Consider the following 26,432-nt stretch of genomic DNA (forward strand, 5'->3'; position numbering starts at 1 on the left):
ATCGCAAACACGTTCTGATATGTGTCCCTGGGGGATGCGCGGCGGACTGGGCATCGGCCGCCGCGCACGGTCCTCGGTGGTCGCGCTAACTCCCAGGTCCCGAAATAAAAAAGGCCCCGCACTGCGGGGCCTTTGCGTTGGAGCGGCCGAAAAGGATCAGGCCACCGAAGCCAGCGCCTTGTTCAGCGTCTCGCTGGGGCGCATCACGGCGTCCAGCTTGGCCACGTCGGGCAGATAGTAGCCACCGATGTCGGTGGGCTGGCCCTGCACGGCGTTCAGCTCTTGCACGATCTTCTGCTCGTTCTCGGTCAGCTGCTTGGCCAGGGGCGCGAACTTGGCGGCCAGTTCGGCGTCTTCGGTCTGCGCGGCCAGCTCTTGCGCCCAGTACAGGGCCAGGTAGAACTGGCTGCCGCGGTTGTCCAGCTGGCCCGTCTTGGGCGAAGGGTTCTTGTTGTTGTCCAGCAGCTTGCCCGTGGCGGCATCCAGCGTCTTGGCCAGCAGCTTGGCGCGGGGGTTGTTGTTCTTGAGGCCCAGGTCTTCCAGCGACACGGCCAGCGCCAGGAACTCGCCCAGGCTGTCCCAGCGCAGGTGGTTTTCTTCCACCAGCTGCTGCACATGCTTGGGCGCGGAGCCGCCGGCACCCGTCTCGTACATGCCGCCACCGGCCATCAGAGGCACGATGGACAGCATCTTGGCCGAGGTGCCCAGTTCCATGATGGGGAACAGGTCGGTCAGGTAGTCGCGCAGGATGTTGCCGGTGGCGCTGATGGTGTCCAGGCCACGGATCACGCGCTCCAGCGTGTAGCGCATTGCACGCACCTGGCTCATGATCTGGATATCGAGGCCGGTGGTGTTGTGCTCGTGCAGGTACATCTTGACCTTGGTGATCAGCTGCGCCTCGTGTGGGCGGTACGAGTCGAGCCAGAACACCACGGGCATGCCGGAGTTGCGCGCGCGGTTCACGGCCAGCTTCACCCAGTCGCGGATCGCGGCGTCCTTAACCTGGCACATGCGCCAGATGTCGCCTTGCTCCACGTTCTGGCTCAGCAGCACTTCGCCGGTGGCCAGGTCGGTGATGTTGGCCACGCCGTCTTCGGGGATCTCGAAGGTCTTGTCGTGCGAGCCGTACTCTTCGGCCTGCTGGGCCATCAGGCCCACGTTGGGCACGGTGCCCATGGTCTTGGGGTCGAACGCGCCGTGCCACTTGCAGAAGTTGATGATCTCCTGGTAGATGCGGGCGAAGGTCGATTCGGGCATCACGGCCTTCACGTCCTTCAGGCGGCCGTTGGCGTCCCACATCTTGCCGCCGTTGCGGATCATGGCGGGCATGGAGGCGTCCACGATGATGTCGTTGGGCGAGTGGAAGTTGGTGATGCCCTTGGCGGAATCGACCATGGCCAGCTCGGGGCGGTTTTCGTGGCAGGCGTGCAGGTCGCGCTTGATCTCGTCGCGCTGGCTTTGGGGCAGCGTTTCGATCTTGGTGTACAGATCCACCATGCCGTTGTTCACGTTCACGCCCAGTTCTTCAAAGGTCTTGGCGTGCTTGGCGAACGCGTCCTTGTAGAAGATCTTCACGCAGTGGCCGAACACGATGGGGTGCGACACCTTCATCATCGTGGCCTTCACGTGCAGCGAGAACATCACGCCGGTCTTGCGTGCGTCTTCGATTTCCTTCTCGTAGAACTCCAGCAGCGCCTTCTTGCTCATGAACATGCTGTCGATCACTTCGCGGTCGAGCAGGCTGACCTTGGGCTTCAAGACGATGGCCTTGCCGCTCTTGGTGATCAGCTCCATCTTCACGTCACGCGCCTTGTCCAGCGTCATGGACTTTTCGCCGTGGTAGAAGTCGCCGGCGTGCATGTGCGACACGTGCGAACGTGAGGCCTGGCTCCACTCGGCCATGCTGTGCGGGTTCTTGCGGGCGTATTCCTTCACGGCCTTGGGCGCGCGGCGGTCGGAGTTGCCTTCGCGCAGCACAGGGTTCACGGCCGAGCCGGTGCACTTGCTGTAGCGGGCCTTGATTTCTTTCTCTTTGTCGTCCTTGGGCTGATCGGGGTAGTCGGGCAGTGCGTAGCCCTTGGATTGCAGCTCGGCGATGGCGGCCTTGAGCTGTGCGACGGACGCGGAGATGTTGGGCAGCTTGATGATGTTGGCATCGGGCTGCAGCGTCTTCTTGCCCAGCTCGGCCAGGTTGTTGGGCACGCGCTGTTCTTCGGTCAGGTAGTCGGGGAACTCACCCAGGATACGTGCCGCCACCGAGATGTCGCTCTCCAGCACGTTGATGCCTGCCGGCGCCGCAAACGTGCGGATGATGGGCAGGAAGGAAGCCGTGGCCAGACGGGGTGCCTCGTCGGTCAGGGTGTAGATGATGGAAGGTTGCTGGGTCGTCATGGCTTGTCTCACGAAACAGAGTAGGTAGATGCCCCCGGCTGCGTCGCAGCGGGGCCAAACGCGGATGCTCTCTGATTCTCCTTGCTCGGGGCTGTCACAGCCCGCTGTTTTTGCAATCGAATCTCACAATGCAAAATTATCATAAGCCCAGGGCACTTTTTTTCACCAAATAGGTGGTCATCACCCTGCGGCCCCCTGCAGTTTGATCGTCTTGGCGCCCGCGCGCCACCCCCTGCAGACCCTACGAAAAAGTCCCTGGAACAGCCACCACCCGGCCCGGCAGCACCGCAAACTGCGCCCAGTGCGCAGGCAGGGTGTCGGGCGCCGTGCCGGTGAAGGCCCCGAAGGCGGGCAGGACCAACTGCCCGTCACCCCAACCAAAGCAGGGCGTCCGCAGCGCATCCCGCGCCGGGCCGCGCAGCCGCAGCGTGGGGTGCAGGTGCCCGGCAATCACCGTGTGGCCCGCCACCGCCTGCGGGTGGTGGCAGGCCAGCACCCGCGCATCGGCACAGGGCAACCAGGGCTCGTTGACCAGCGCCAGTGCCAGCGCGGCCGGCGGGTCGCCCGCCTGCTGGTCGTGGTTGCCGCGCACCAGGGTCATCGCCACATGCGCATGGCGCTGGCGCCAGGGCAGCAACTGCTGCCACAGCGCATCGGCAGCGCCGCTGCGCGCGTGCAGAAAATCCCCCAAGAACACCAGGTGGTCAGCACCAGTGGCAGCCAGCACCGCATCGAGCCGCGCCAGGTTATCGGCCGTGGTGCCATGGGGCACCGGCTGCCCCGCGCGGCGGAAGGTGGCCGCCTTGCCGAAATGCACATCCGCCACCATCACCATGCGCGCCGCGGGCCACCACAGCGCGCGCTGGGGCAACAGCTGCAGGGCCGTGCTGCAGGGCAGGGTGATGGCATGCGCACCCATGGGGAGCGCAGGGACGGCCTGCGTCTCGGGGGTGGATGTGTGAAAGGGAAGCGTGGTCATCATGCTCAGAATCCGTGGCGTCTGCGGGCTCGGCGGGGGGCGTCCCCAGCCGCAGCCTGGCGCGCGCGTGGTGTGCGGGGCCCAGAGCTTTCGGGCAGGTCCCACACCATGTCCGTGGGCTGCACTGCGTGCTGCGCAAGGTGGGTGCCGGTGGTGACGTCGGCCGCCTGCTCCAGCGCCTGCACCATGCGCGCCAGCCGGTCGGCCAGGGTCTCGGTGCTCAGGCGCTCGCGAAAGCGCTCCACCATCAGCGGCAGGGCGAATGGTGTGGGGCGCTCCAGCGCGTGGATGGACAGGGTCTGCGCCTGCATGCCGCGCAGTGTGTGCGCCAGGCGGTCCATGTCCAGCTCGTTCGTCAGCAGCTCGGCACGGGCCTGGGCCAGCAGCAGGTTGCCCGGGTCGTACTGCGCAAACACGTCGTAGTACAGCGACGACGAGGCCTGGAGCTGGCGGCTGCTGCGCTGCTCGCCCGGGTGGCTTTGAAAGATGAGGCCTGCAATGCGCGCGATCTCGCGAAAGCGCCGGCGTGCCATCTCGGTGGCGTTCAGGCTGGCCAGCACTTCGTCTTCGAGCCCGCTACCGATGGTGGTGTGCGTGCCCTCGCCAATCAGGCGCGGCAGCAGCGTGGCCCAGTCCACGGGCTTGGCCGACAGCAGCTCCAGCCCGTAGTCGTTGACCGCGATGGAGAAGGTGTTGGGCACCTGCTGCGACGCGCGCCAGCCCAGCAGCCCGGCCAGCCCCAGGTGCACCAGGCGCCCCGCCAGCGGGTACAGGTACAGGTGCCATCCCTCGCGGGTGTGCAGCGTCTCGGCCACCAGGCGGCTGGGTGTGGGCAGGGCCGACCAGGCCTGCTGCAGCTCCAGCAGCGGCTGGGCGCAGCGCATCTCGGGCGTGGTGAACGCGCCGCGCTCGGCCTGCGCCAGCTGTTCCAGCATCGCATCGGCCAGCGTGTTCGACAGCGGCATGCGCCCGCCGCTCCAGCGCGGCAGGGCGGCGCTGCCCTTGGGGGCGATGCGCACATAGGCCGTCATCTGCTGGGTGCGCACCAGCTCCAGCAGCCGGCCTGCAAACATGAACACATCGCCCTTGCGCAGCCGGGCGATGAAGCTCTCTTCCACCGAGCCCAGGCGCCCGCCGCTCACAAACTGCACCTGCATGGCGGCGTCGCTCACGATGGTGCCGATGTTGCTGCGGTGGCGGCGCGCCAGGCGCGCATCGGGCACGCGCCACACACCCTCGTCGTCCGGCACCACGCGGTGAAAGTCCGGGTAAGTGGCCAGCGACGCGCCGCCCTGGCGCACAAACTGCAGCGCCCACTGCCAGTCGTTGTCAGTCAAGGCCGCGTAGGCCGGGGCGCGGCGCACTTCGGCCAGCAGTACATCGGGCACAAAGCCGCCGCCCAGCGCCACGGTGACCAGGTGCTGTACCAGCACGTCCAGCGGGGCACGCGGTGTGTGCCGGTCTTCAATGCGGCCCTGCGCCAGCGCGTGGCGCGCGGCGGCGGCCTCCACCAGCTCCAGGCTATGCGTGGGCACCAGCGTGATGCTGGAGCTGCGCCCCGGCGCATGGCCCGAGCGGCCCGCACGCTGCACCAGCCGCGCCACGCCTTTGGCCGATCCGATCTGCAGCACCTGTTCCACCGGCAAAAAGTCCACGCCCAGGTCCAGGCTCGATGTGCAGACCACGGCCTTGAGCTGCCCGGCCTTGAGGCCTTGTTCCACCCAGTCGCGCACCTCATGCCCCAGCGACCCATGATGCAGCGCAATGGTGCCCGCCCAGTCTGGGCGCGCCTCCAGCAGCGCCTGGTACCAGCGCTCGGCTTGCGACCGGGTGTTGGTGAACACCAAGGTGGACGCCGCCGCTTCGATCGACTGCACCACCTGCGGCAGCAGGCTCAGCCCCATGTGGCCCGCCCACGCAAAGCGGTCGGCCCGCGCGGGCAGCATCACCTGCACCTCCAGCCGCTTGTCGATGCGGCCCTGCACCAGCACGGCGGGCGGTGGTTGCGGCGCGCCGGGCACAGATGCAGGTAGCAATGTGTGCAGGGCCTCCTCCAGGTTGCCCAGCGTGGCCGACATGCCCCACACCTGCAGCGCCGGGTTCCAGCCCGACAAGCGCGCCAGCGCCAGCTGCACCTGCACGCCGCGCTTGTTGCCCACCAGCTCGTGCCACTCGTCCACCACCACCAGGCGAACGCTGGCCAAGCGCTCACGCGCATCGGCGCGGGCCAGCAGCAGCGAGACGCTTTCGGGCGTGGTCACCAGCAACGTGGGCAGGCGGCGATCTTGCGCGGCGCGCTCGCCGCTGGCGGTGTCGCCGGTGCGCAGCCCGCTGGTCCAGGTGGGGGCCAAGTCGGGCAACGGTGCCTGCAGGGCGCGCAGCGAATCGGCGGCGAGTGCGCGCATGGGCGTGATCCAGAGCACCGTGAGCGGTGGTGCCGCAGCGCGGCGCGTGCGCAGTGCGGTGCGGGCGTTGGGTGCTTTGGGGGCTCCTTCGGGCGCAGGTGCAGCATCGGCCTGCGCCAGATGCTGCAGTGCGCCCAGCCACACCGCATAGGTTTTGCCCGCGCCCGTGGTGGCGTGCAGCAGGCCCGAGCGGCCTTCGCCCATCGCACGCCACACGTCGTGCTGGAAGCCAAAGGGCTGCCAGCCGCGTGCGGCCATCCAGGCGGCTGCGGCACTCGGTGCCACCGGGGGCAATAGCTTGCGCGGGCGGCGGGTGGTGCTCATGCCGCAGCGTCCTGCCCTGGCAACAACGCCATCAGCGTCTGCAGGGTATCGGCCTCGGCCACGGGTTTGTCCTGCCGCCAGCGCAGCATGCGCGGAAAGCGCACTGCAATGCCGCTCTTGTGGCGTGGGCTCTTTGCGATGCCCTCGAAGCCCAGCTCAAACACCAGCGTTGCTTCCACACTGCGCACGGGCCCAAAGCTTTCGCGCGTGGTCTTGCGGATGATGGCGTCCACCTGCGCAATCTCGGCATCGGTCAGGCCCGAATAGGCCTTGGCAAACGGCACCAGTTGCCGCTCCGGGTCGTCCTGCGGCCCGGTCCACACGGCGAAGGTGTAGTCGGTGTAGAGGCTGGCACGGCGGCCGTGGCCGCGCTGGGCGTAGATGAGCACGGCGTCCACGCTCATGGGGTCGATCTTCCACTTCCACCACACGCCCACATCCTTGGTGCGGCCCACGCCGTACTGCGCGCTGCGTTGCTTGAGCATGAAGCCCTCGGTGCCCATGCTGCGCGCGGCCTCGCGCTGGCGCGCCAGGTCCGGCCAGTCGGCGCCGTGCAGCAACTCGCTCCGGCGTAAGGTCTTGTGCGGTGCGGGTGCGATGGTGATGTCGTCAGGCCGTTGCAGCGTGGCCTCCAGCAGCGCGCGGCGGGCCTGCTGCGGCTCTTGGCGCAGGTCCTGCCCGGCGTGTTCGAGCAGGTCGTAGGCCACCAGCACCACGGGCAGCTCGCGCAGCAGTTTGGGGGTCAGGGTCTTGCGGCCCAGGCGCTTTTGCAGGTCGGCAAAGGGGCGGGGCTGGGGTTCGCCCGGCAGCCACACCAGGATCTCGCCATCGACCACCGTGCCATCGGGAAGCTGCGCCATCGCGGCATCGGCCAACTCGGGAAAGCGGTCGGTCACCAGCTCCTCGCCACGCGACCACACCCACATCTCGCCCGCGCGCCGCACGATCTGCGCGCGGATGCCGTCCCACTTCCATTCCACCAGCCAGTCGCCGGGTGCGCCCAGCAGTGTGGGCATCTCGGCCACGGGCTGGTTGAACGGGTGGGCCAAAAAGAACGGGTAGGGCTGGCCTGCATCGGCAGCATCCTGCGCACAGGCATCGTCATCCACCGGCGCGATCAGCGCCTGGTAGTCGCTGGCCTGCGGCTGCCGGCCGATCTGCGTGTAGCCCATCAGCCGATGTGCGATGCGCTTGGGGTCCAGCGCGCTCACGGTGGCCAGCGCCTGCGTGACCTGCAGGCGCGACACCCCCACGCGGAAGTTGCCGGTGATGAGCTTGAAGTAGACGAAGCGCTGCTCCGGCGCCAGCATGTTCCATTGCGCGCGCAGGCGCTCATCGGCCTCGTCGGGCGGCAGCGCGCGCAAGGGCAATAGTTGGGCCATCCATTCGGCCAGCGTCAGTTCGGTGGGCTGCGCGGGTGGGGGCAGCAGCAGGGCCAGCGTTTCGGCCAGGTCGCCCACGGCCTGGTAGCTTTCTTCGAACAGCCACTCGGGCAGGCCCGCAGCCTCTTGCGCCAGGGCCTTCAGGCGCTTGGTGGGCACCATCTGGCGAGGTTTGCCTCCCGCCAAAAAGTACGTGGCCCAGGCCGCATCGGCGGGCGACGCCACGCGCAAGTAGGCCACCAGCGCCGCGAGCTTGGCCGACTGCGCGGTGGTGGCGTCGAGCGCCTGGAACAGCTGGGCAAAGGCCTTCATGCGGCTGCCTCGGGTGTGGATGTGCTGCTTGGAACCTCAGGCGCAGCCCCCGCATCGTCCTCGTTGTCATCGGCGCCGTATTCGGTGGCAAACACCTGGGCGTCCAGCCCCTGCTCGCACAGCCAGCGCACCATCACGGCTGTGCTGCCGTGGGTCACGATGACGCGCTCCGCCCCCGTGGCGCCGATGGCCTTCTGCAAACTCGGCCAGTCGGCGTGGTCGCTCATCACAAAGCCCCGGTCCACGCCCCTGCGGCGGCGCGCGCCGCGCACCAGCATCCAGCCACTGGCAAACGCATCGGAGTGTTCTCCAAACCGCTTGAGCCAGGGGGTGCCCGCAGCCGAGGGCGGGGCCAGCACCAGCGCGCGTTTCAGGCCCGCCTTGGTCAGGCCTGGGTCCGTTACACGCAGCGTAGGTGGTAGGTCTACACCGGCCGCGCGGTACACGGCATTGAGCGGCTCCACAGCGCCATGCACCACAATGGGCCCGATGCTGGCATCCACGCCATGCAGCAGCCGCTGCGCCTTGCCAAAGGCATACGCGTACAGCACGCTGGCCTTGCCCGCCGCTGCATTGGCTGCCCACCAGGCATTGATGTCGGCAAACAGCGCGGGCTGGGACGGCCAGCGGTAGATGGGCAGGCCAAAGGTCGATTCGGTGATGAAGGTGTGGCAGCGCACCGGCTCGAACGGCGGACAGGTGCCATCGTCTTCCAGCTTGTAGTCGCCCGAGGCCACCCACACCTGGCCGCCGTGTTCGATGCGCACCTGGGCCGAGCCCAGCACATGGCCCGCAGGGTGCAGCGACAGGCGCACGTCATGGTGGTCGATGGTCTCGCCGTAGGCCAGCGTCTGCAGTGCGATGTCCGCCCCCAGCCGGTTGCGCAGCATGCCCGCGCTGCCCTCGTGCGCCAGGTAATGCGCCGAGCCCATGCGCGCGTGGTCTGAATGGGCATGCGTGATCACGGCCCTATCCACCGGCCGCCAGGGGTCGATGTAGAAGTCGCCAGGCGGGCAGTACAAGCCTTCGGGGCGGTGGACGATCAAGTCATTGCGGAGCATGCGTGTGGCATCGTAGGCGGCAAGGCAAAGTCGGTGGGGCCGCCCGGGTTTGCGCGGCGGGCTGTTACAGGCCTTTTGGGCATTCAATCTGCTGCATGCGCCGGTGTTATATACCCTATTTGCTATCAATAGTGAAGCGTTTGGTCTGCGGGGTCGTCCCGCTGCCGGAGCATGCCCTCCATCATCCCGTTGTGGGTTGCGCCGTCTGCAGGACTGCGCCGCGTTCTGCGTACCGGCGCCTGTCTTTACTGAAGAACACCACGCCCGTAGGATGGCGTCGCCTGCGGCGCTGGCCCGCAGCCGGGGATTCATCCATGCGCTTGTATCCGTCGTATCGGTCGCTCTGTGCCCTGCTGGGCGGATCGGCCATGGCCCTGTGCGCTGCAGGGGGCGCCGCCCAGGCCTCGGCCGATGGCTCGCCGCGCACCAACGCCTTCAACGACCCTTTCGTTCAGGTGACCCATGCCATCGCCCAGTGCCCCGTGCCCGAGGGCCCGCTGTACACCGAGGCCGAGGTGCGCGAGCTGGCGCATGTGCGCTCCCAACATGGCGGCAGTTGTCATCGCGTGGGGCGCTGTCGCCTGCCCAACTCCTACCTGTACGACGCCGAGATCATCCCGCGAGTGCAGCGCTATATCCAGCAGGACGGCCGCTTTGACGACACCAGCGTGTGGGTGCTGGGCGAGCGGCGGCTGGTGACGCTCAAGGGATGCGTGCAGTCGCAGGCCCAGTCCGACGCGCTGGAGAAAGCCGTGTGGCTGGTAGACGATGTGATGGGGGTGATCAACCTGCTGCAGGTGGGGACGGATGCAGCGGCGGCGCGGTACCCGCTGGCCTTGCCGCAAAAGCCGTGACATGCGCGGCCAGTTGGCGGCGCGTATCCCAGGCGCAGTGATTGCGCGATGGTCCTGGCGCCAGCGATGAATCACCGGCACCACACCGCTTGCCAAGCGCTTGGGCTGGTGCGCGTCCTGCTGCATATTGCCGGTTCGTAACGCTTCATTGATGAGGGAGTTTTCATGCCATTCAAGTTCTCCTTGCCGGCGGCAGCCACCCTGGCCCTGGCAGTCGTTGTTTCCCCCGCCGTGTCGGCCAAACCCTTCAAGTGGTCCGGCTCCAGTGACATCCAGACCATGGACATCCATTCGCAGAACAGCGCTCTGGGCAACGGCATCCATGCGGCGGTGTATGAGTCGCTGGTGATGTTCAACAGCCGCACGCTCAGGGTGGAGCCGCTGCTGGCCACGTCGTGGCAGCCGGTCAGCCCCACGCAGATGCGCTTCAAGCTGCGCCAGGGCGTGAAGTTCAGCGACGGCTCGCCCATGACGGCGGACGATGTGGTCTATTCGCTGCAGCGCGCGATGAGCAGGACGTCCACCTACGCCATCTACACCCAGGGCATGGACCGCATTGCCAAGGTGGATGGCGAGACCATCGACATCTTTCTGAAGAACCCCAACCCCGTGCTGCTCAACCAGCTGACCGAGCTGCGCGTGATGAGCAACGCCTGGGCCGAGAAGAACAACGCAGTGGAGCCCAAGGACATCAAGGCGAAGGACGAAACCTATTCGCACCGCAATGCCATGGGCACCGGCCCGTTCGTGCTCAAGGAATGGGTGCCCGACCAGAAGATCGTGTTTGCCGCAAACCCGGGCTGGTGGAACGCGGGCAAGGCGGAAGGCAACGTGACCGAGATCACCTACCTGCCCATCAAGTCCGAGGCCACGCGCATTGCCGCGTTGCTGTCTGGCGAGGTGGACATGGTGCGCGACACCAGCATCCAGGACCTGGGGCGCCTCAAGGCCAACCCCCAGCTGAAGGTCATGGAGATGGTGGAGAACCGCACCGTGTACCTGGCCATGGACCAGTTCCGCGACGAGCTGCCCGGCAGCAACATCAAGGGCAAGAACCCGCTGAAGGACCTGCGCGTGCGCAAGGCGCTGTACCAGGCCATCGATGGCGCAACACTGCAGCGCGTGACCATGCGCGGCATGTCCAAACCCACGGGTGCGATGGTGTCGCCCCTGGTCAACGGGTGGACCGACGCGGTGGACAAGCGTCTGCCCTACGACCCCAATGCCGCCAAAGAGCTGCTGACGCAGGCCGGCTACAGCGATGGCTTTGAGGTGGACTTTGCCTGCAGCAACAACGCCATTGTGCAGGACGAGCAACTGTGCCAGGCGATCACCGCCATGTGGTCACGCATCGGCGTCAAGGCCAAGCTGCGCACCATGCCAGCCGTGAGCTACTACCCCATGGCCCAGCGGCACGAGGCCAGTATTGCGCTGCTGAGCTGGGGTGTGCCCACGTTCGATGCGCTGTACACCCTGCAGTCGCTGGCACGCACCAAGACCACCGGTGCCGATGGCAGCTACAACCTGGGCCGCTACAGCAACGAGCGCATGGACTACATCGTGGACCGCGTGAAGACCGAGACCGACCTGCCCGTGCGCAACCGCCTGCTGACCGAAGGCCTGCAGCTGCAGAACGACACCGTGGCCCACATCCCGCTGCACAACCAGATGCTGGCCTGGGCCATGAAGAAAAACGTGGAGCTCGTGCAGCGGCCGGACAACCGCATCGACTGGCGTTTGATCAAGGTGAACTGAGTCGCTTCCTGAGGTGCTGGTCTGCGCCCGGCCCACGGCGCAAGTCTGCGTCAGCGCGCAGGTTGCAGCATGATGATCGCCATGCCGGCCAGCGCCACCAGCACTCCCGCCACATCCCACGGCGTGGGGCGGATGCCATCTACCGCCCACAGCCATACCAGTGCCACCCCGATATAGACCCCGCCGTAGGCCGCATACACGCGGCCTGCGCCAGTGGTGTCGTGCAGCGTCAAGAGCCAGGCAAACAGCGCCAGGCTCGCTGCAGCAGGCAACAGGAGCCACGCGGGCTTGCCTTGCTTCAGCCACAGCCAGGGCAGGTAGCAGCCCACGATTTCAGCGAGGGCCGTGGCGATAAAAAGCAGCAATGTTTTCAGCATGGTCCGGGGCCATGTGCGGCGCTGGGGTTCGCGGCATCCGAATGGGTGGCCAGCCACTGGCGCAGCGCCAGCTCGCCCTTGGGGGTGAAGTGCACCACGCGCGAGTCCTGAGCGCGGTGGGCCCATCCCCCATCGAAGAGGCACTGCAGCAGCGCCGCGCCCAGGGCGCCGCCCAGGTGGTGGCGGCGCTCGCTCCAGTCCAGGCAGGGGCGGCACACCATGCGCCGTTGCTGCCCCAACGTGGACGTGTCGATCCCCACGTGCGCAAACCACTGCGCGCCAGCGGGCGTGATGGCCGACCCCTGGGGTGTGGCCTGCAGCATGCCCTGGCGTACCAGTGCTTCATAAAACTGCACGCCCACCTCGCCCGCCAAGTGGTCGTAGCACATGCGCGCGCGGCGCAGCGCAGGCTCCCGGGGGCCGGCGCGCAGCCGCACGGCACCGGCGCGAAACGCCACGTTCATCAGCGACTCCAGCAAGTGGGCTACATCCCGGTCCGCCAGCCGGAAGTAGCGGTGCCGGCCCTGGCTCTCCACGGCGATCAGGCCCGCATCCAGCAGCTTGGCGAGGTGGGCGCTGATGGTCTGCTTGGTCACGCCTGCAATGTCGGCCAGCTCGGTGGCCGTGAGCGCGCGGTCTGCCATCAGGGCGGTGAGGACTTCGGCGCGTGCGCTGTCGCCGATGAGCGCGGCAATGCGCGCGATGTGAGGGCCGTCTTTCATGGTTCGATCTTGGGCGAACCATCGAGTGCCGTCAACCGCCTATCGTGAAGCCCTTGTCCACCAACCACTCCAGAGCTTCATGATCACCTGCTTCATCCGCTACGAGATCGACCCCTTCCAGCGCGAGCAGTTCGCCGAATACGCACTCCGCTGGGGCCAGATCATTCCCCGCTGCGGCGGCCATTTGCTGGGCTACTTCCTGCCGCACGAAGGCAGCAACTACGAGGCCTGGGGTTTGATCGGCTTTGACTCCCTGGCCGCCTACGAGGCCTACCGCGCCCGCCTGCGCGCCGACCCCGAAGGCCGCGCCAACTTTGCGCTGGCGCAGGACAAGCGCTTCATCCTGCGCGAGGAGCGCACGTTCACGCAGGGGGTGGAAGGCACATTGGGCTTGCCCGCCCACCGCCAGGAGCCTGCTGCATGATGGCCGTGATCTTTGAAGTTCAACCAGCGCCCGGCCAGCAGGACGCTTACCTTCAAGCGGCTGCAGCACTGCGTCCGCTGCTGGAGCAAGTGGATGGCTTCATTTCCATTGAGCGCTTTCAGAGCCTGACCGAGCCAGGCCGTCTGCTGTCGCTGTCCTTTTGGCGCGACGAGGAAGCCGTGGCCCGTTGGCGGCAGATGGAAGCCCACCGCCACACCCAGCGGCTGGGCCGCGCCAGCATTTTCCGTGACTACCGTTTGCGTGTGGCCGCTGTGGTACGGGACTACGGCATGCACGACCGGGAAGAGGCGCCGCCGGATTCGCGCGCCACGCTGGAAACCGGCATGCCGTAAATCGTTGCATTCGGCCGAAAGTACATGAATCGCTTGGTGACCTTCACGTTAGCGCCCCGCACTCGTCCAGCAGCGGCAGACCGGGTGACCGGCGCAACTCCATGCCCGCTTCTGCGCTTTCTAGATGCGCGGGCACATCTTCTCAGTCACTCTGCGTTCTGATCTCATGACCGCCTTGGCTGGCCATGCTGAAAAATGGCAACAAACGAACGACGGTGTTCACCAGGGACTTGTTGGTGCTACCGCCGTTGATAGCCAGCAGCGCAATCAGTTCATGCAACAGTGCGCTGGCTTGTGCGGATGAGATACGGGGATCGTCGTAGTACGCCTCCCATAGCGCTGAAAGTGCCGGGAACTGAGGAGCGTTGGCCTGGGCCAGCGCAAAGATGAACTCTTCCTGGTGCTGGATGGCTTCGTGCTGGTCGTTGGCGTACATGTCAAATGGCATAGGCTTTCTGTGCACTGTCAAAACGCGCTCGCACGGACGCAACACACGTCAGGGGCAGAGGCGTGGTGCTATGCACGCGCAGGCTCGGTAGCCAAGTGCGCGTCGATTTCTTTGGCAATGCGCCCCAGGGCCAACCACACCGTACGCTCGCGTTGGTAAGGCATGGCGCCGGCCACCGGGATACTGGTTTGGCCAAGCCCGGAAAGTATGTTCTTTCTTTCGTCCTTGGGAAGAATGGCGACGTGTTGATAGGGCTGATAAGAGGTCTTTGAAAGCACCAGCGTCGCATCGCTCACGGTAATCTGTGCGGGCATCTCTGATGGCGAGGCAAAGCGCTGGCCGAGGACCGAAAAGACGGGATCCACGCTGTTCTCCAGCTCCGCAAACCCCACCAGCACCAGCAGGGCCGAGCCTCCCAGGGGCAGGTCCAAAGAGAAAACCGTTCCCACAGGGGCTGTGGTCCGGATCTTCTTTGGTTTTGGTTGTGAAACCTGGATCGGCTTTTCAGGCGGTTGGGGCGTGTGGAGGCGGGCCTCCAGTGCCTGAAGGGTTTTGCGGCGCAATGCGACGTCGTCAGGTGTATCCCGCTCCCACACATCAATATCGCCACCCGCCTGCAGCAGCGAAAGGGCTATGTCTTTCAGTGCCTGATCCAGTCGCCCATAGCGCCATGCGGTGTCGGCCAGGGCGAGGTACACGAGGCAGGCGATTTCCGTGTTGGTGAGCAGATCGCCGTACCGGGCCAGGATTTTCTGGCAAGCCTCCTCGGTCGAGAGTCCGTGCTTCAGGTGCCGGACATAGTCGTCACGAACATCACAGCTTGTGTCGTTGGAAAAGAGACCCGCTCCCCAAGCCCCCACGTTGACCTCTCTTGTTGTTCATTGATGGTGCGGAGATGCACCCGGTGGCACCCCCGCCATCTTTTTGCGGCTCGATCGGCCATGGGTTCCGCCGTCCCGGGGGACGGCCCCATGCCCTCACATCGCAAAAATCTTGCCGGGGTTCAGGATGTTCTTCGGGTCCAGCGCGCGTTTGATGGCGCGCATCATGTCCACCGCGCCGGTGCCGGTTTCGTCCAGCAAGAAGCCCATCTTGTGGATGCCCACACCATGCTCACCGGTGCAGGTGCCGCCCATGCTCAGGGCCCGGGCCACCAGGGTGTGGTTCATGGCTTCGGCCTTGGTGCGTTCCTCGGCGCTGTTCGGGTCGATGAGGTAGCCGAAGTGGAAGTTGCCGTCGCCCACGTGGCCGACGAGGAAGTAGGGGATGCCGCTGGCTTCGACCTCGTCCACCGATTCGAGCAGGCAGTCGGCCAGGCGGCTGATGGGCACGCAGGTGTCGGTGCTGATGGCGCGGCAGCCGGGGCGGCTTTGCACGGCGGCAAAGTAGGCGTTGTGCCGCGCGGTCCACAGGCGCGTGCGTTCTTCGGGCGTGCTGGCCCATTCAAAGGCCTGGCCGCCAAATTCGCTGGCAATGTCTTGCACCATCTCGGCCTGTTCTTTCACGCTGGCGGGCGAGCCGTGGAACTCCATCAGCAGCATGGGTTCCTCGCGCAGGGTCAGCTTGCTGTGCGCGTTCACCATGCGCACGGTGTGGTGGTCGATGAGTTCCACGCGCGCAATCGGCACGCCGATCTGGATGATCTGGATGGTGGTGCGCACGGCCGCTTCGATGCTGGGGAAGGAGCAGATGGCGGCGCTCACCGCTTCGGGCAGCGGGTACAGGCGCACGGTGATCTCGGTCATGATGCCCAGCGTGCCTTCGCTGCCCACCATCAGGCGCGTGAGGTCGTAGCCCGCGCTGCTTTTCTTGGCGCGGGTGCCGGTGTGGATGACTTCGCCGCTGGCGGTCACCACCTCCAGCGCCAGCACGTTCTCGCGCATGGTGCCGTAGCGCACGGCGTTGGTGCCGCTGGCGCGCGTGGCGCTCATGCCGCCAATGCTGGCATCAGCGCCAGGGTCGATGGGGAAGAACAGGCCCGTGTCCTTAATGGCTTCGTTGAGCTGCTTGCGCGTGATGCCGGGCTGCACCGTCACGGTGAGGTCTTCGGCGTTGATGCTGAGCACCTGGTTCATGCGGCTCACATCGATGCTGATGCCGCCCTGCACGGCCAGCAGGTGGCCTTCGAGCGACGAGCCCGCGCCGTAGGGGATCACGGGCACGTCGTACTGGCTGGCCAGCTTGACCGCGTCGGCCACATCTTGCGTGCTTTCGGCAAACACCACGGCGCTGGGCGGCGGGGCCTGCAGCGAGCCCTCGTCGCGCCCGTGCTGCTCGCGCACGGCCTGGGCCAGCGAGCACTGCGCGCCGAAGCGGGCCTGCAGTGCATCGATGAGGGCCTGGGGCACGTCGCGCAGTTGGATTTCGGGCAGCAGGTGGGCGGCAGCGGTAGGGGCGTTCATGGTGTGTCTCCGGGATGGCAGTGTGGGCGTGAAAGGCATTCTAGGTTCGGGCTTGCCAATAGGCGCAAAGCTGCCCAGCGGGGCCCCGAAGGCGAATGCGGGTATTCACGGGCTTGTGTGGGCAGGTGGGGCTAAATACATTACGTTTGAAATGTATATTGTGAAAGCGCCATGAACCACCGTGTTTCCCCCAAGGCAGTAGCCGTGCGCCGCACGCATGCCGAGCGCAGTGCCGCCACCCGCCAGCACCTGATTGCCACGGCCATCGAGGTGATCCAGCACCGCAGCCTGGAGGAGATGTCCATCCACGAGCTGGCCAAGTCGGCGGGCATGACCTCGGGCGCGGTGCAGCACCACTTCGAGTCGAAGGCGGTGCTGATGATGAATGTGCTGAGCGAGCTGATCGAGTCCACCGTGCGCTCGGGCGAGCTTTGGCCCAGCCCGGCGCTGCCAGCGCGCGAGCGGGCGGCAAAGTTTGTGCAGGCCGTGTGGAGCCTGGTCTATGCGCAGCCGCGCTTTATCGTGGCCTGGAACATCTACCTGGGCTGTCGCAACCAGCCCGAGGTGCTGGGTCACATTGCCGAGCTGCGCCAGAGCGTGCAGGCGCGCATGCACGAAGGCTTTTTTGAAGCCTTCCCCGAACTGGCGGCAGCCACCGACCGCGATGGCCTGCTGGGCCTGGTGCTGTCGTCGCTGCGCGGGCTCGGGCTGCTGCAGCTGTTTGCCCCCGCACCGCCCACCGTGCCCGATGCCGCCCAGCAGGCGCAACTGGACTGCCTGGCCGACTGGATCGCCACCCGGTGCGAAGCCGCTGCTGTGCCTCCAAAGGCGCGCACACGCCGCCGCTGACGCCCCTCTTTGTCTGCCCGTGGGGTGTGCGGCATCTCCCGCCTGCACGTTACTCAACCCGGGCGCCCCACGCAGAAAACATCAACAGGAGACACACCATGACCTCAGCCTCTACGCGCGCACCGCGCCTCCTCGCGCTCGCCGCACTGGCCTGCGCTGCTGGCAGCGCCCAGGCGCAGCAGCCCGCAGCCTACCCGGCGAAACCCATCCAGCTCATCGCTCAGCAGCCGCCGGGCAGCGGCTCGGACGCGATGACCCGCGTGTGGGCTGATTGCGCCGCGCGCGAGCTGGGCCAACCCGTGGTGGTGCAGAACAAGCCCGGGGCCAACGGCATCCTGGCCGTCAACTACCTCAAGGCCCAGCCTGCAGATGGCTACAACCTGATGAGCATCGGCATGTCGCAGATGACCATCACGCCCTACGTCTACAAGCAGCAGCCTTACGATCCGCAGCGCGACTTTGATGGCGTGGCGGTGCTGGGCACATCGCCGCTGGTGCTGGCCGTGCCAGCGGGGCAGGGCATTGCCAGCTTGGCGGATCTGCAGAAGCTGGCGCGCTCCACGCCGGGCGGTATCAACTTCGGTTCGCCGGGCAAGGGCAGCCCAGCGCACCTGCTGACCTCTGCGCTCATCGAAAAGCTGGGCGTGCCTGGCACCCATGTGCCCTTTGTGGGCGAGGGCGCGGGCCTCACCGCGCTCATGGGCCAGCAGATCCACGCGATGACGCTGGTGATTGGCACGGCGGCTGCGCAGGTCAAGGCGGGCAAGCTGGTGCCGCTGGCACTGTTTGGTGCGCAGCGCTCCCCGTTGCTGCCCGATGTGCCGACCATCGCCGAAGCCTTGCCCGCTGCCAGCGACCTGGCGCGGCCCGCGTGGATTGCCGTGGTGGCCAAGGCCGGCACGCCCCCCGAGTTGCTGAACCGGCTCAATGCGGTCACTGAGAAGTGTCGGGGTGGCGATTCGCAGTACAAGGCTCGCCTTGAAGCCATGAACGTCACGCTCACTGCCACCGCACCTGCCGATGCGCGCACCTGGGCGGCGCGTGATGCGGCCGTGTGGCGCCCGCTGATCGACAAGCTGGGCCTGGCCACGGAATGACGGCGGGCACTGCAGAGCCTCAGGTCACGCTGGCCCATGGTGGGCAACTGCGCGGCCTGTGGGAGGAGGGCGTGCGTGTGTTCCGTGGCATGCCGTACGCGCAAGCGCCACGCGGCGCGCTGCGGTTTGCGGCGCCGTTGCCCACATTGCCGTGGTCTGGTGTGCGCGATGCCACCGCGTTTGCGCCCATGGCACCACAGCTGGCCCGCACCGCGCGTGCCGATGCGCCCATGCTGGGGGGCGACGACTGCCTGGCGGTCAATGTGTGGGCGCCAACCGTCGAGCCAGGAGCCCACCTGCCCGTCATGGTTTGGGTGCATGGCGGAGGCTTCTTTCGCGGCGCGGCCAGCGAGCCGCTGTATGACGGGGCAGCGCTGGCGCGGCGCGGCGTGGTGCTGGTGTCGGTGCAGTACCGGCTGGGCATTGACGGGTTTTTACACTTCGAGGGCGAGGAGCACGCTGCGCCCGCCAATCGCGGCCTGCTGGACCTGCTGATGGCACTGCAGTGGGTGCGCGACCATATCCACGCCTGGGGCGGAGATGCGGGGCGCACCACGGTGTTCGGCCAGTCGGCCGGTGCCGGGGCCTTGGCCTGCCTGATGGGCATGCCCGCTTCTCGGGGGTTGTTCCAGCGCGCCATTCTGCAAAGCCCCAGCGTCGCCTGCCAGACCTTGCAGGAGGCCGCTGCGGGGCGCCATGCCGTGGCCGTGCTGGCGGGTGTGGAGCCCACCCTGGCCGCACTGGGCGCTGCGCAGCCGGCTGCTGTGCTGCACGCCGTACACCGGCTGGCCTCCGAGCCTGCCCTGCGGCAACATCACGGGCTGGGCGGACGCAACTTTTTTCCCCTGCGGCCCGTGGTCGATGGCCAAGTGCTCACCGCACCGCCCGTGGAGGCACTTGCACAGCAGTGGGCCGACCAGCCGCCCGACCTGCAGGTGCTGGTGGGCAGCAACGCGCAGGAGATGCGCCTGTACCACGTGCCCGGCGGTGCCATTGACCGGGTGACAGAGGCGCAGGTCCATGCCTTTGCGCAGGACGTGGGCTTGAAGGCCTCCGCCGCACAGGCCCTGCGAAACATGCTGCCACCCGCGCAGCAAACGCCTGGCGAGTGGCTGTGCGCTCTGCAATCCGACTACTACTACCGCGTGCCCGCGCAGCGCATTGCCGCGCTGGCCAGCCGCTGGGCCCGCAGCGCCTATGGCTATGAGTTCACCTGGCCCTCGCCGCAGTGGCGCGGGCGCTTGGGCGCAGCGCACGGTGTGGAGCTGCCGTTTGTGTTCGGCAATCTCCACACGCCCACAGGGCAGGAACTCACGGGGCCGACGCCGCCCGCTGTGCTGGCCGAGGCGCTTCAGCAGCGCTGGGTGGCGTTTGCGCGGGATGGCCACCCTGGATGGGCGCCGTATGCCGGCGCACAGCCGCCGGTCGAGTATGTGGGCGAGACACTGTTCTGTGCGCCCCACACGCAGCCTGAGCGGTTCGCGCTGTGGGAGGGCGTGCTGTAGCGATCCGCTCACTGGGATCCCTCGCCAGGGGGTACCACAGCAGCAGCTGGCTCGCTACACTGGGCCGGCGCTTGTGCGCGACCAACCAACTACAGAGAGAGGGATTGCCATGGCTTCAGCCAGTGTGGGAGATTGCCTGTCGGGTGCCTGGGGCACCTTCAAGAAAAACGTGCTCACCCATGTGGTTTGCACCTTGCTGGTGATGGTGGTCGCCGGCATCAGCGCGGGCCTGTTGGCCGGGCCCATGATGGTGGGCTACATGCGCATGATCGAGCGCGAGACGCGCGGCGAAGCGGTGCAGATCGGCGATGTCTTTCGGGGCTTTGATGACTTTGTGCCCGCGTTTGTGGCGGGGCTCATCAGCTCGCTGGTCGTGTAGCTGGGCTTCATGCTGTGTTTCATTCCCGGCCTGCTGATCATGGCGCTGCCCCCGGTGGCGTTGTTTCTGGTGGCGCGCGGTGAGCGCGACGGTGTGGCCGCTTTCAGCCAGGCCTGGAGTATCGTGACCAAGAACTTGGGCTCGGCCTTCTTCTGCTCGCTGGTGCTGGGCATCGTGGGCTCGCTGGGCTTTCTGCTGTGCTGGGTGGGCGCGCTGCTGACGCTGCCGCTGTCCACCATCGGCTCGTACTACATGGCACGCCAATTGGTGGGCGATGAACCGGTCGCATTGCCTCCCCTCTGACCCCGGACCCGCCGTGGTGCCGGCGGGCGGCACGCCCTCCTGGCAGCCGCTGGATAGGAGCGCGCGGCGGCTGCGGCTGATGTTCGGCCTGGGCTGGCCGCTGGCCATGGCCGCCACACCCTGGTGGCTGGGGCAGGATGGGCTGGGCGTGGGTTGCGGGTTTCGCGCGCTGACGGGCATGCCCTGCCCGCTGTGCGGCGGCACCCATGCCTGTGCAGCCCTGGTCCAGGGCGATTGGGCGGCCGCCTGGGCCGCCAGCCCGGGCGCGCTGGTGTTGTTGCTGTGGCTGGTGCTGCTGGCGGGCCAGGCGGTGGTCGAAGGCGCCCAAGGCCGCCGCCGCGTGGCGCGCTGGCCTTGGTGGCACCCAGCGGTGTTGGCCGCAGTGGGCGGTGGGCTGGCGGTGTCCTGGGCCTTGCGCCTGACCGGGCTCGCCTAACGTCTTGCTGGCCCTGAGGGCTTTGTTGTTTCCCTCTGGACAAAAGCGACAGCGTTTTGTGGCCGTTGGGGCGTAGTACGCAGTGAGCGGCCTGCCCGCGCCGGGGGCTGCACCACATCCATGCACCAGTATCCCCTGGTATCTACCTAGTGCAGTCCTGTGCATCGTTGCGGGGCAGGCCGCCCCTATGGTGCACAGCCTCCGTGCGCCAGGCTGGTGCATTGAGCTTGTATACCAGTTGGCACGGAACCTGCGATACCGCAGGCAATGACCACCGCCACCGAGATTAGCAACCGCATCATCGAAGCCGTGATGGCGCAAAAGCTCGCGCCCGGCTCCCGCCTGGGCGAGCAGCAGCTGGCCATGCTGTTCGACTGCAGCCGCACCATCGTGCGCGAGGCGCTCACGCGGCTGGCCACGCGGGGCATCGTCACCGTCAGCGCCCGGCGCGGCTGGTATGTGATCGAGCCGTCGCAAGACGAAGCGCGCGAGGCCTTCGAGGCGCGCCGCGTGATCGAGCTGGGCCTGCTGCACCAGCTCAAGGTGGTGGACAAGACGGCGCTGCGCCAGCTCAAGAGCCATCTGCAACGCGAAAAGGCCGCGTTGGCGGGCACCGATGTGGGCATGCGCAGCTTCTTGCTGGGGGACTTCCATGTGTGCCTGGCTGAATGCCTGGGCAACAGCCTGCTGGCCGACACGCTGCGCGACTTCACGGCGCGCACCACGCTCATTGCCATGCTCTACCAGTCATCGCACGATGCGGCGCAGAGCTGTGCCGACCATGTGCGCATCGTCGAGGCGCTGGAAGCGGGAGACATTGCCGGCGCCGAGGCACTCATGTCCGAGCACATCGGCACCGTGCAGTCGGCCCTGCGCCTGCAGGCCAGCAGTGACCCGCTGGCCGGGCTACGCGATGCGCTGGCGCCGGTGCGCAAAAGCCCCGCTCAGGCCACCCCAACAGTCCGCGCGCGCAAGCCCCGCGCAGCCCCCAGTTCCATCCCCCCAGCGTCTGACCCAGACGCACCTGCCGACCCATCCACCTACCTAGGAGCCCTGCTATGACCACCGTCCGCACCGTCACTTCGTCCACCCGCCGCCTGACCCTGGGCGTGCTTGTCGCCACCGGCCTCGCAGCGGCCCTGATGGCACCTGCCGCCCACGCGCAGAACGCGCTGGACAACATCCTCAAGGCCAAGGAAATCAAGATCGCCATTCCCACCGACTACCCGCCCTACGGCTTTGTCGGCACGGACCTCAAACCCCAGGGGCTGGACGTGGAGATGGCCAACTACATCGGCACCAAGCTGGGCGTGAAGGTCGAGCTGATCCCCGTGACCAGCGCCAACCGCATCCCCTACCTGCAAACGCAGAAGGCCGACCTGGTGATCTCCACGCTGGGCAAGAACTCCGAGCGCGAGAAGGTGATCGACTTCACCGCCGCCTACGCGCCGTTCTTCCAGGCCGTGTTTGCGAGCAAGAGCCTGAACATCAAGAGCTTTGCCGACCTGGCGGGCAAGACGGTGGCCGTGACGCGCGGCGCGATGGAAGACCAGGAGCTGGCCAAGGTCGCGCCCCCCGGCGTCGACTTGAAGCGCTTTGAAGACCACGCCGCCAGCATTGCGGCCTTTGTGTCGGGCCAGACGCAGGCCATTGCCACCAGTGCATCGACGGCGGGCACCATCATGGTCAAAAACCCCAACCTGCAGACCGAATACAAGCTGCTGCTCAAGGACAGCCCCAACTTCATCGGCGTGGCCAAGGGCGAAGACAAGCTGCGCCTGCGCGTGAATGAAATCATTGCCGAGGCGCGCAAGTCGGGCGACATCGACAAGCTGTCCAGCAAGTGGCTGGGCCGCCCTGCGGGCGACCTGCCCCTGTGATGTGGAGCACAGGATGAATTACTGAAACTCAAGGGCCTGCGGCGCGACAAGCGGCGCAGGGCACAAGCATGCTGATTGCGCTCGATTTTTCTGCCGTCCTCGCGTCGTGGCCGTTGCTGGTGCGCGGCGTGGTCTGGACCATTGGCCTCACCATTGTGGGCACCGTGCTGGGCCTGCTGCTGGGCACGGCCTGCGCCTGGGCGCGTGCGCGCAACCTGGGCCACCGGCCCACTGCGCTGCGCTGGGCCGTGGCCAGCTATGTGGAGCTGGTGCGCAACACGCCCTTCATCGTGCAGCTGTTCTTCCTGTTCTTTGGCCTGCCGGCGCTGGGGCTCAAGCTCTCGCCCGAGTTCGCGTCGGTGCTGGCCATGGTGATCAACCTGGGCGCTTATTCGGCCGAGATCATCCGCGCGGGCATCGAGGCCACGCCCCGTGGCCAGATTGAGGCCGCACACAGCCTGGCGCTTACGCCAGGCCAGACCTTCCGCCGTGTGGTGCTGCCGCCGGCGCTGCAAAAGGTGTGGCCCGCCATGGTCAGCCAGATCATCATTGTGATGCTGGGATCGGCCGTGTGCGGGCAGATCTCCACGCCCGAGCTGAGCTACGCCGCCAACCTCATCTCCAGCAACACCTTCCGCGCGTTCGAGGCGTTCATCTTGGCCACGGCGGTGTACCTGGTGCTGTCCATGTTGACCCGCCGCCTGCTGATGTGGGTGGGGGCGCGTTTTTTGGTGGGGAGGTAAAGAACGTGTTTACCGCTTATTCGAAGCCGCGCAAGTGCCTTGCCGGGATGGGGTGCAAGGCGCGGTGCGCTGTTGATAGCTCGGCTATCAACAAGCGCCGCAACGCCGCAGACCGCCCGGCAAGGCACTTGCCCGAAGGGTTGGAGCGAAATCGGGCGATTGGACGCCCCGACTGCTTGCATGGGCGCGAGCCCATGCGGCGCATCCGAAACATCCACTCATCCCGATTGCGCGCCAACGCGGCATCGAATAAGCGGTAAACACGTTCTTATCATGGTTGAATTTTCCCTGTGGGACATCCTGCGCAACCTGCTGCTCGCAGCGCGCTGGACGGTGTCCCTGTCCCTCATCGCCTTCATCGGTGGTGGCCTGGTAGGCCTGGTGCTGCTGGTGCTGCGCCTGTCCAAGCTGCGTGGCGTGGACCGCGCGGTGGGCGCCTATGTGCAGGTGTTCCAGGGCACGCCGCTGCTCATGCAGCTATTCCTCGCGTACTTTGGCATTGCGCTGTTCGGCATCAAGACCTCGCCGTGGACGGCCGCTGCGGTGGCGCTCACGCTCTACACCAGCGCCTACCTCACCGAGATCTGGCGCGGCTGCGTGGCGTCCATTCCCAAGGGCCAGTGGGAGGCGGCGCAGAGCCTGGCGCTCAACTTTGGCGAGCAGCTGCGCCATGTGGTGCTGCCGCAGGCGCTGCGCATTGCGGTGCCGCCCACGGTGGGCTTTCTGGTGCAGGTGATCAAGGGCACGGCGCTGGCCTCGGTCATCGGCTTTGTCGAGCTGACCAAGGCGGGCAGCATGATTTCCAACGCCACCTACCAGCCCTTCCTCGTCTACGCCTGCGTGGCGCTGCTGTACTTTGCCCTGTGCTTCCCCGTGAGCCTGGTGGCGCAATCGCTTGAAAGGAAACTCCATGGCAACCGCCGTTGAAACCACCCCGGTCCCCGCGCACGATGGCATCGTGGTGGGCGAGCCCCCCATCGTGGACATCACCGCCCTGCGCAAGTCCTACGGCAGCAACGAAGTGCTCAAGGGCATTGACCTCAAGGTGCAGCGCGGCGAGGTGATTGCCATCATCGGCAAGAGCGGCTCGGGCAAGAGCACGCTGCTGCGCTGTGTGAACGGGCTGGAAGAGTTCCAGGAAGGCGCGCTCAGCGTCAACGGCCAGAAGCTGCTGCACGACAGCCCCACGGCCATGCGCGCGCTGCGCCAGCAGGTGGGCATGATCTTCCAGAGCTTCAACCTGTTTCCGCACCTCAGCGTGGGCCGCAACATCATGCTGGCGCCCACGCTGGTGAAGGCGCGTGATGCCAAGGCCGCCGAGGCGCAGGCGCGCCAGTTGCTGCAGCGTGTGGGTCTGGCCGAGAAGTTTGACGCCATGCCCGACCAGCTCTCTGGCGGCCAGCAGCAGCGCGTGGCCATAGCCCGCGCGCTGGCCATGGAGCCGCAGGTGCTGCTGTGCGACGAGATCACCTCGGCGCTGGACCCAGAACTCGTGGGCGAAGTGCTGCGCGTGGTCGAGTCGCTGGCGCAGGAAGGCATGACGCTGATGATGGTCACGCACGAGATGGCGTTTGCCCGCAAGGTGAGCGACCGCGTGATCTTCATGCACCAGGGGCGGGTGCATGAGCAGGGCGCACCTGCTCAGCTGTTTGGCAGCCCGCAGACGCCGGAACTGCAGCAGTTTTTGTCGTCGCTGCACGACTGAAATCGATCTGTCGCTGTTCGTACGCACAAAGGCCTGCCCGCGCCCTGGAGTTCCAGCGCGGGCAGGCTTTGCATTTTGGTAGTTGCGCCTACTCAGGCCTCTGGCTCAGGGCAGGCAAGCGGGGGGGCAGGATCAGGACTGCACCCCCTTGTCAAATTCTGCGCGGGACAGCGATCCGTTCTTGTCCGTATCGAGTTCCTTGAAACGTTGACTGATGGCTGGCAGCGTAGCGGCCTCTTGTGCGCTCAACTGGCCGTCCTTGTTGCTGTCGGCCTTGTCAAAGGCGGCAGCGGCAGCGGTGGAGACGCCGCCACTGCTGGGCCCCACCGAAAAACCTGAGCCTGACTGTGCAGTGCTCTTGCTCGCAGGGCCGAATTGGGGAGGAGAGGAAGAGGAGGAGGTCTGTGCCTGCAGGGCACCCACACCCCCCAGGGAGAGCGCGGCGAAGAGCATCACGCTGCGGGTGTCGAACGAGTAGTTGCGTCGTTGCAGTGCTTTCATGAAGCGAAGCTCCTTTGAAGTTGAACAGGCTTGCATTGCACCGCAGCCAGCGGCCCCACGCCAGCACTCTTGCCTGCTGTTGCCTCCCTCTACATTTGCCTGCGCTGTGTAACGCGGCGGCCGTGTTTTGTGTCTGAGCGCGCTGCGGATGTAGCCAAAAGTAGGCGCAAACCAGGGCCTCGTTCTGCGCTGCGCCCTACGCGCCGGGACGATGGGGGGATGACCGGCAGGCCCGTGCGTGTCCTACAGCGTCTGCCCGCACTCCTTCCAACAATGAATTGCATGTGTCCTTCGGGATGCTGTTGTTCAACTTCCACCAAGGAGCCATTCCATGCAAAAGCAAACCGTTCTCGCCGCACTCGCTGCCTTCGCCTGTACCGCCGCACTGGCCCAGGCACCTGCCAACAACACCGCCCGCCCACCCTCTGAAGTGAACCCCACGGCATCGGGTGGTGTGGCAGCCTCTGCGGCGCAGAACAAGGTCGACCAACGCGCCAGCCGCAGCGCAGCGGCTCCCGCTGATCCCGCTGCCGGCAATGGCCGTGCAGCCCCCGTGGCAGAGATCAACCCCAGCGCAGCCGGCGGCAAGGCCGCTGCCAAGGCCGATATGCGCGTGAACGCGCGGCTGATGGACACCAATGGCGACGGCATGGTGTCGCGGGCTGAATGGGATGCCTACCACGCACTGGCCTGGAACCAGATGCAGCCCACCAACACGGGCGTGTCCACGGCAGACATCGATAAATTGAACCGTACGTCGGCAACCCACTGACGACCCCCAGCGGCTTTGGGCCGCCACCTGTAGGGACTCCAGTCCCACGCCAAAGCGCCCCTGCGTCCCGCCG

At 66.5% G+C, this 26,432-nt stretch carries 27 protein-coding genes; 16 read left to right on the top strand and 11 right to left on the bottom strand.

The annotated features are described in order from the left end of the window. Positions 1 to 156: 156 nt before the first annotated feature. The 5 genes from ACODSU_RS02150 to ACODSU_RS02170 form a co-directional block, all read right to left on the bottom strand. A complete protein-coding gene (locus ACODSU_RS02150; protein WP_488839702.1) occupies positions 157 to 2,391 on the bottom strand; it encodes an NADP-dependent isocitrate dehydrogenase in 2,235 nt (744 codons plus the stop codon). A gap of 241 nt (positions 2,392 to 2,632) precedes the next feature. Beyond that, positions 2,633 to 3,370, bottom strand: coding sequence for a ligase-associated DNA damage response endonuclease PdeM (pdeM, locus tag ACODSU_RS02155; RefSeq protein ID WP_488839704.1), 738 nt, complete (start codon positions 3,368 to 3,370; stop codon positions 2,633 to 2,635). Positions 3,371 to 3,375: 5 nt separating this feature from the next. Beyond that, complete coding sequence (locus ACODSU_RS02160) at positions 3,376 to 6,099, bottom strand: ligase-associated DNA damage response DEXH box helicase (RefSeq protein ID WP_488839706.1); 2,724 nt, start codon at positions 6,097 to 6,099, stop codon at positions 3,376 to 3,378. Then, complete coding sequence (locus ACODSU_RS02165; protein WP_488839708.1) at positions 6,096 to 7,793, bottom strand: ATP-dependent DNA ligase; 1,698 nt, start codon at positions 7,791 to 7,793, stop codon at positions 6,096 to 6,098. The genes ACODSU_RS02160 and ACODSU_RS02165 overlap by 4 nt, the downstream gene beginning before the upstream one ends. Next, positions 7,790 to 8,854, bottom strand: coding sequence for a ligase-associated DNA damage response exonuclease (locus ACODSU_RS02170; RefSeq protein ID WP_488839710.1), 1,065 nt, complete (start codon positions 8,852 to 8,854; stop codon positions 7,790 to 7,792). The genes ACODSU_RS02165 and ACODSU_RS02170 overlap by 4 nt, the downstream gene beginning before the upstream one ends. A 368-nt stretch (positions 8,855 to 9,222) precedes the next feature. On the opposite strand from ACODSU_RS02170, the gene ACODSU_RS02175 reads away from it, so the two are divergent. Continuing rightward, on the top strand, positions 9,223 to 9,708 hold the full coding sequence (locus ACODSU_RS02175; RefSeq protein WP_488839959.1) for a BON domain-containing protein: 486 nt from the start codon (positions 9,223 to 9,225) through the stop codon (positions 9,706 to 9,708). A gap of 165 nt (positions 9,709 to 9,873) precedes the next feature. Next, positions 9,874 to 11,463 carry an ABC transporter substrate-binding protein gene (locus tag ACODSU_RS02180; RefSeq protein ID WP_488839712.1) on the top strand — a complete coding sequence of 530 codons (1,590 nt, stop codon included), beginning with the start codon at positions 9,874 to 9,876 and terminating at the stop codon, positions 11,461 to 11,463. 50 nt (positions 11,464 to 11,513) lie between these two features. On the opposite strand, the gene ACODSU_RS02185 is transcribed toward ACODSU_RS02180, so the two are convergent. Both ACODSU_RS02185 and ACODSU_RS02190 read right to left on the bottom strand, forming a co-directional pair. Beyond that, positions 11,514 to 11,840 carry a YnfA family protein gene (locus ACODSU_RS02185; protein ID WP_488839714.1) on the bottom strand — a complete coding sequence of 109 codons (327 nt, stop codon included), beginning with the start codon at positions 11,838 to 11,840 and terminating at the stop codon, positions 11,514 to 11,516. Then, a complete protein-coding gene (locus tag ACODSU_RS02190; RefSeq protein WP_488839716.1) occupies positions 11,834 to 12,562 on the bottom strand; it encodes an ArsR/SmtB family transcription factor in 729 nt (242 codons plus the stop codon). Before ACODSU_RS02190 ends, ACODSU_RS02185 begins: the two co-directional genes overlap by 7 nt. 79 nt (positions 12,563 to 12,641) lie before the next feature. Here ACODSU_RS02190 and ACODSU_RS02195 point away from each other — a divergent pair, with 79 nt between their 5' ends. Continuing rightward, positions 12,642 to 12,986, top strand: a complete 345-nt coding sequence (locus ACODSU_RS02195; protein WP_488839718.1) for an NIPSNAP family protein — start codon at positions 12,642 to 12,644, stop codon at positions 12,984 to 12,986. Then, positions 12,983 to 13,339: an antibiotic biosynthesis monooxygenase family protein gene (locus ACODSU_RS02200; protein WP_488839720.1), complete on the top strand. Its 357-nt coding sequence runs from the start codon at positions 12,983 to 12,985 to the stop codon at positions 13,337 to 13,339. Before ACODSU_RS02195 ends, ACODSU_RS02200 begins: the two co-directional genes overlap by 4 nt. Positions 13,340 to 13,481: 142 nt before the next feature. Here the strand turns inward: ACODSU_RS02200 and ACODSU_RS02205 are convergent, their stop codons facing one another. The 3 genes from ACODSU_RS02205 to ACODSU_RS02215 form a co-directional block, all read right to left on the bottom strand. Next, positions 13,482 to 13,775 (bottom strand): hypothetical protein, encoded by a 294-nt coding sequence (locus tag ACODSU_RS02205; protein WP_488839722.1) that lies wholly within the window; start codon positions 13,773 to 13,775, stop codon positions 13,482 to 13,484. Positions 13,776 to 13,855: 80 nt separating this feature from the next. Next, complete coding sequence (locus ACODSU_RS02210; RefSeq protein ID WP_488839724.1) at positions 13,856 to 14,647, bottom strand: hypothetical protein; 792 nt, start codon at positions 14,645 to 14,647, stop codon at positions 13,856 to 13,858. 117 nt (positions 14,648 to 14,764) lie between these two features. Beyond that, positions 14,765 to 16,189, bottom strand: coding sequence for an FAD-binding oxidoreductase (locus ACODSU_RS02215; protein WP_060987008.1), 1,425 nt, complete (start codon positions 16,187 to 16,189; stop codon positions 14,765 to 14,767). 171 nt (positions 16,190 to 16,360) lie between these two features. On the opposite strand from ACODSU_RS02215, the gene ACODSU_RS02220 reads away from it, so the two are divergent. The 11 genes from ACODSU_RS02220 (at position 16,361) to ACODSU_RS02270 (ending at position 25,086) form a co-directional block, all read left to right on the top strand. Beyond that, the gene (locus ACODSU_RS02220) at positions 16,361 to 17,038 is read left to right on the top strand and encodes a TetR family transcriptional regulator (RefSeq protein WP_488839726.1); all 678 of its coding nucleotides are present in this window, start codon (positions 16,361 to 16,363) and stop codon (positions 17,036 to 17,038) included. Positions 17,039 to 17,136: 98 nt separating this feature from the next. Continuing rightward, a complete protein-coding gene (locus tag ACODSU_RS02225; protein ID WP_488839728.1) occupies positions 17,137 to 18,135 on the top strand; it encodes a Bug family tripartite tricarboxylate transporter substrate binding protein in 999 nt (332 codons plus the stop codon). Beyond that, positions 18,132 to 19,640 (top strand): carboxylesterase/lipase family protein, encoded by a 1,509-nt coding sequence (locus tag ACODSU_RS02230; protein WP_488839730.1) that lies wholly within the window; start codon positions 18,132 to 18,134, stop codon positions 19,638 to 19,640. The genes ACODSU_RS02225 and ACODSU_RS02230 overlap by 4 nt, the downstream gene beginning before the upstream one ends. A 109-nt stretch (positions 19,641 to 19,749) precedes the next feature. Further along, complete coding sequence (locus ACODSU_RS02235) at positions 19,750 to 20,019, top strand: hypothetical protein (protein ID WP_488839732.1); 270 nt, start codon at positions 19,750 to 19,752, stop codon at positions 20,017 to 20,019. A 9-nt stretch (positions 20,020 to 20,028) separates the two neighbouring features. Then, entirely contained in the window at positions 20,029 to 20,322 is a 294-nt protein-coding gene (locus tag ACODSU_RS02240; RefSeq protein WP_488839734.1) for a hypothetical protein, read from the top strand. A gap of 13 nt (positions 20,323 to 20,335) precedes the next feature. Continuing rightward, complete coding sequence (locus ACODSU_RS02245; RefSeq protein ID WP_488839736.1) at positions 20,336 to 20,758, top strand: DUF2752 domain-containing protein; 423 nt, start codon at positions 20,336 to 20,338, stop codon at positions 20,756 to 20,758. 267 nt (positions 20,759 to 21,025) lie between these two features. Then, positions 21,026 to 21,820 carry a GntR family transcriptional regulator gene (locus ACODSU_RS02250; protein WP_309827615.1) on the top strand — a complete coding sequence of 265 codons (795 nt, stop codon included), beginning with the start codon at positions 21,026 to 21,028 and terminating at the stop codon, positions 21,818 to 21,820. Beyond that, complete coding sequence (locus tag ACODSU_RS02255) at positions 21,817 to 22,638, top strand: transporter substrate-binding domain-containing protein (RefSeq protein WP_488839738.1); 822 nt, start codon at positions 21,817 to 21,819, stop codon at positions 22,636 to 22,638. The genes ACODSU_RS02250 and ACODSU_RS02255 overlap by 4 nt, the downstream gene beginning before the upstream one ends. A 68-nt stretch (positions 22,639 to 22,706) precedes the next feature. Beyond that, on the top strand, positions 22,707 to 23,381 hold the full coding sequence (locus tag ACODSU_RS02260) for an amino acid ABC transporter permease (protein WP_488839740.1): 675 nt from the start codon (positions 22,707 to 22,709) through the stop codon (positions 23,379 to 23,381). Positions 23,382 to 23,654: 273 nt separating this feature from the next. Beyond that, positions 23,655 to 24,308 carry an amino acid ABC transporter permease gene (locus ACODSU_RS02265; RefSeq protein WP_015011960.1) on the top strand — a complete coding sequence of 218 codons (654 nt, stop codon included), beginning with the start codon at positions 23,655 to 23,657 and terminating at the stop codon, positions 24,306 to 24,308. Then, positions 24,292 to 25,086 carry an amino acid ABC transporter ATP-binding protein gene (locus tag ACODSU_RS02270; protein WP_488839743.1) on the top strand — a complete coding sequence of 265 codons (795 nt, stop codon included), beginning with the start codon at positions 24,292 to 24,294 and terminating at the stop codon, positions 25,084 to 25,086. The genes ACODSU_RS02265 and ACODSU_RS02270 overlap by 17 nt, the downstream gene beginning before the upstream one ends. Positions 25,087 to 25,218: 132 nt before the next feature. On the opposite strand, the gene ACODSU_RS02275 is transcribed toward ACODSU_RS02270, so the two are convergent. Then, a complete protein-coding gene (locus tag ACODSU_RS02275; protein ID WP_015011962.1) occupies positions 25,219 to 25,587 on the bottom strand; it encodes an EF-hand domain-containing protein in 369 nt (122 codons plus the stop codon). Positions 25,588 to 25,918: 331 nt separating this feature from the next. Between ACODSU_RS02275 and ACODSU_RS02280 the strand changes: the two genes are divergently transcribed. Beyond that, complete coding sequence (locus ACODSU_RS02280; RefSeq protein WP_488839745.1) at positions 25,919 to 26,359, top strand: hypothetical protein; 441 nt, start codon at positions 25,919 to 25,921, stop codon at positions 26,357 to 26,359. Positions 26,360 to 26,432: the final 73 nt, after the last annotated feature.

The organism is Acidovorax sp. FG48, from assembly GCF_057809085.1.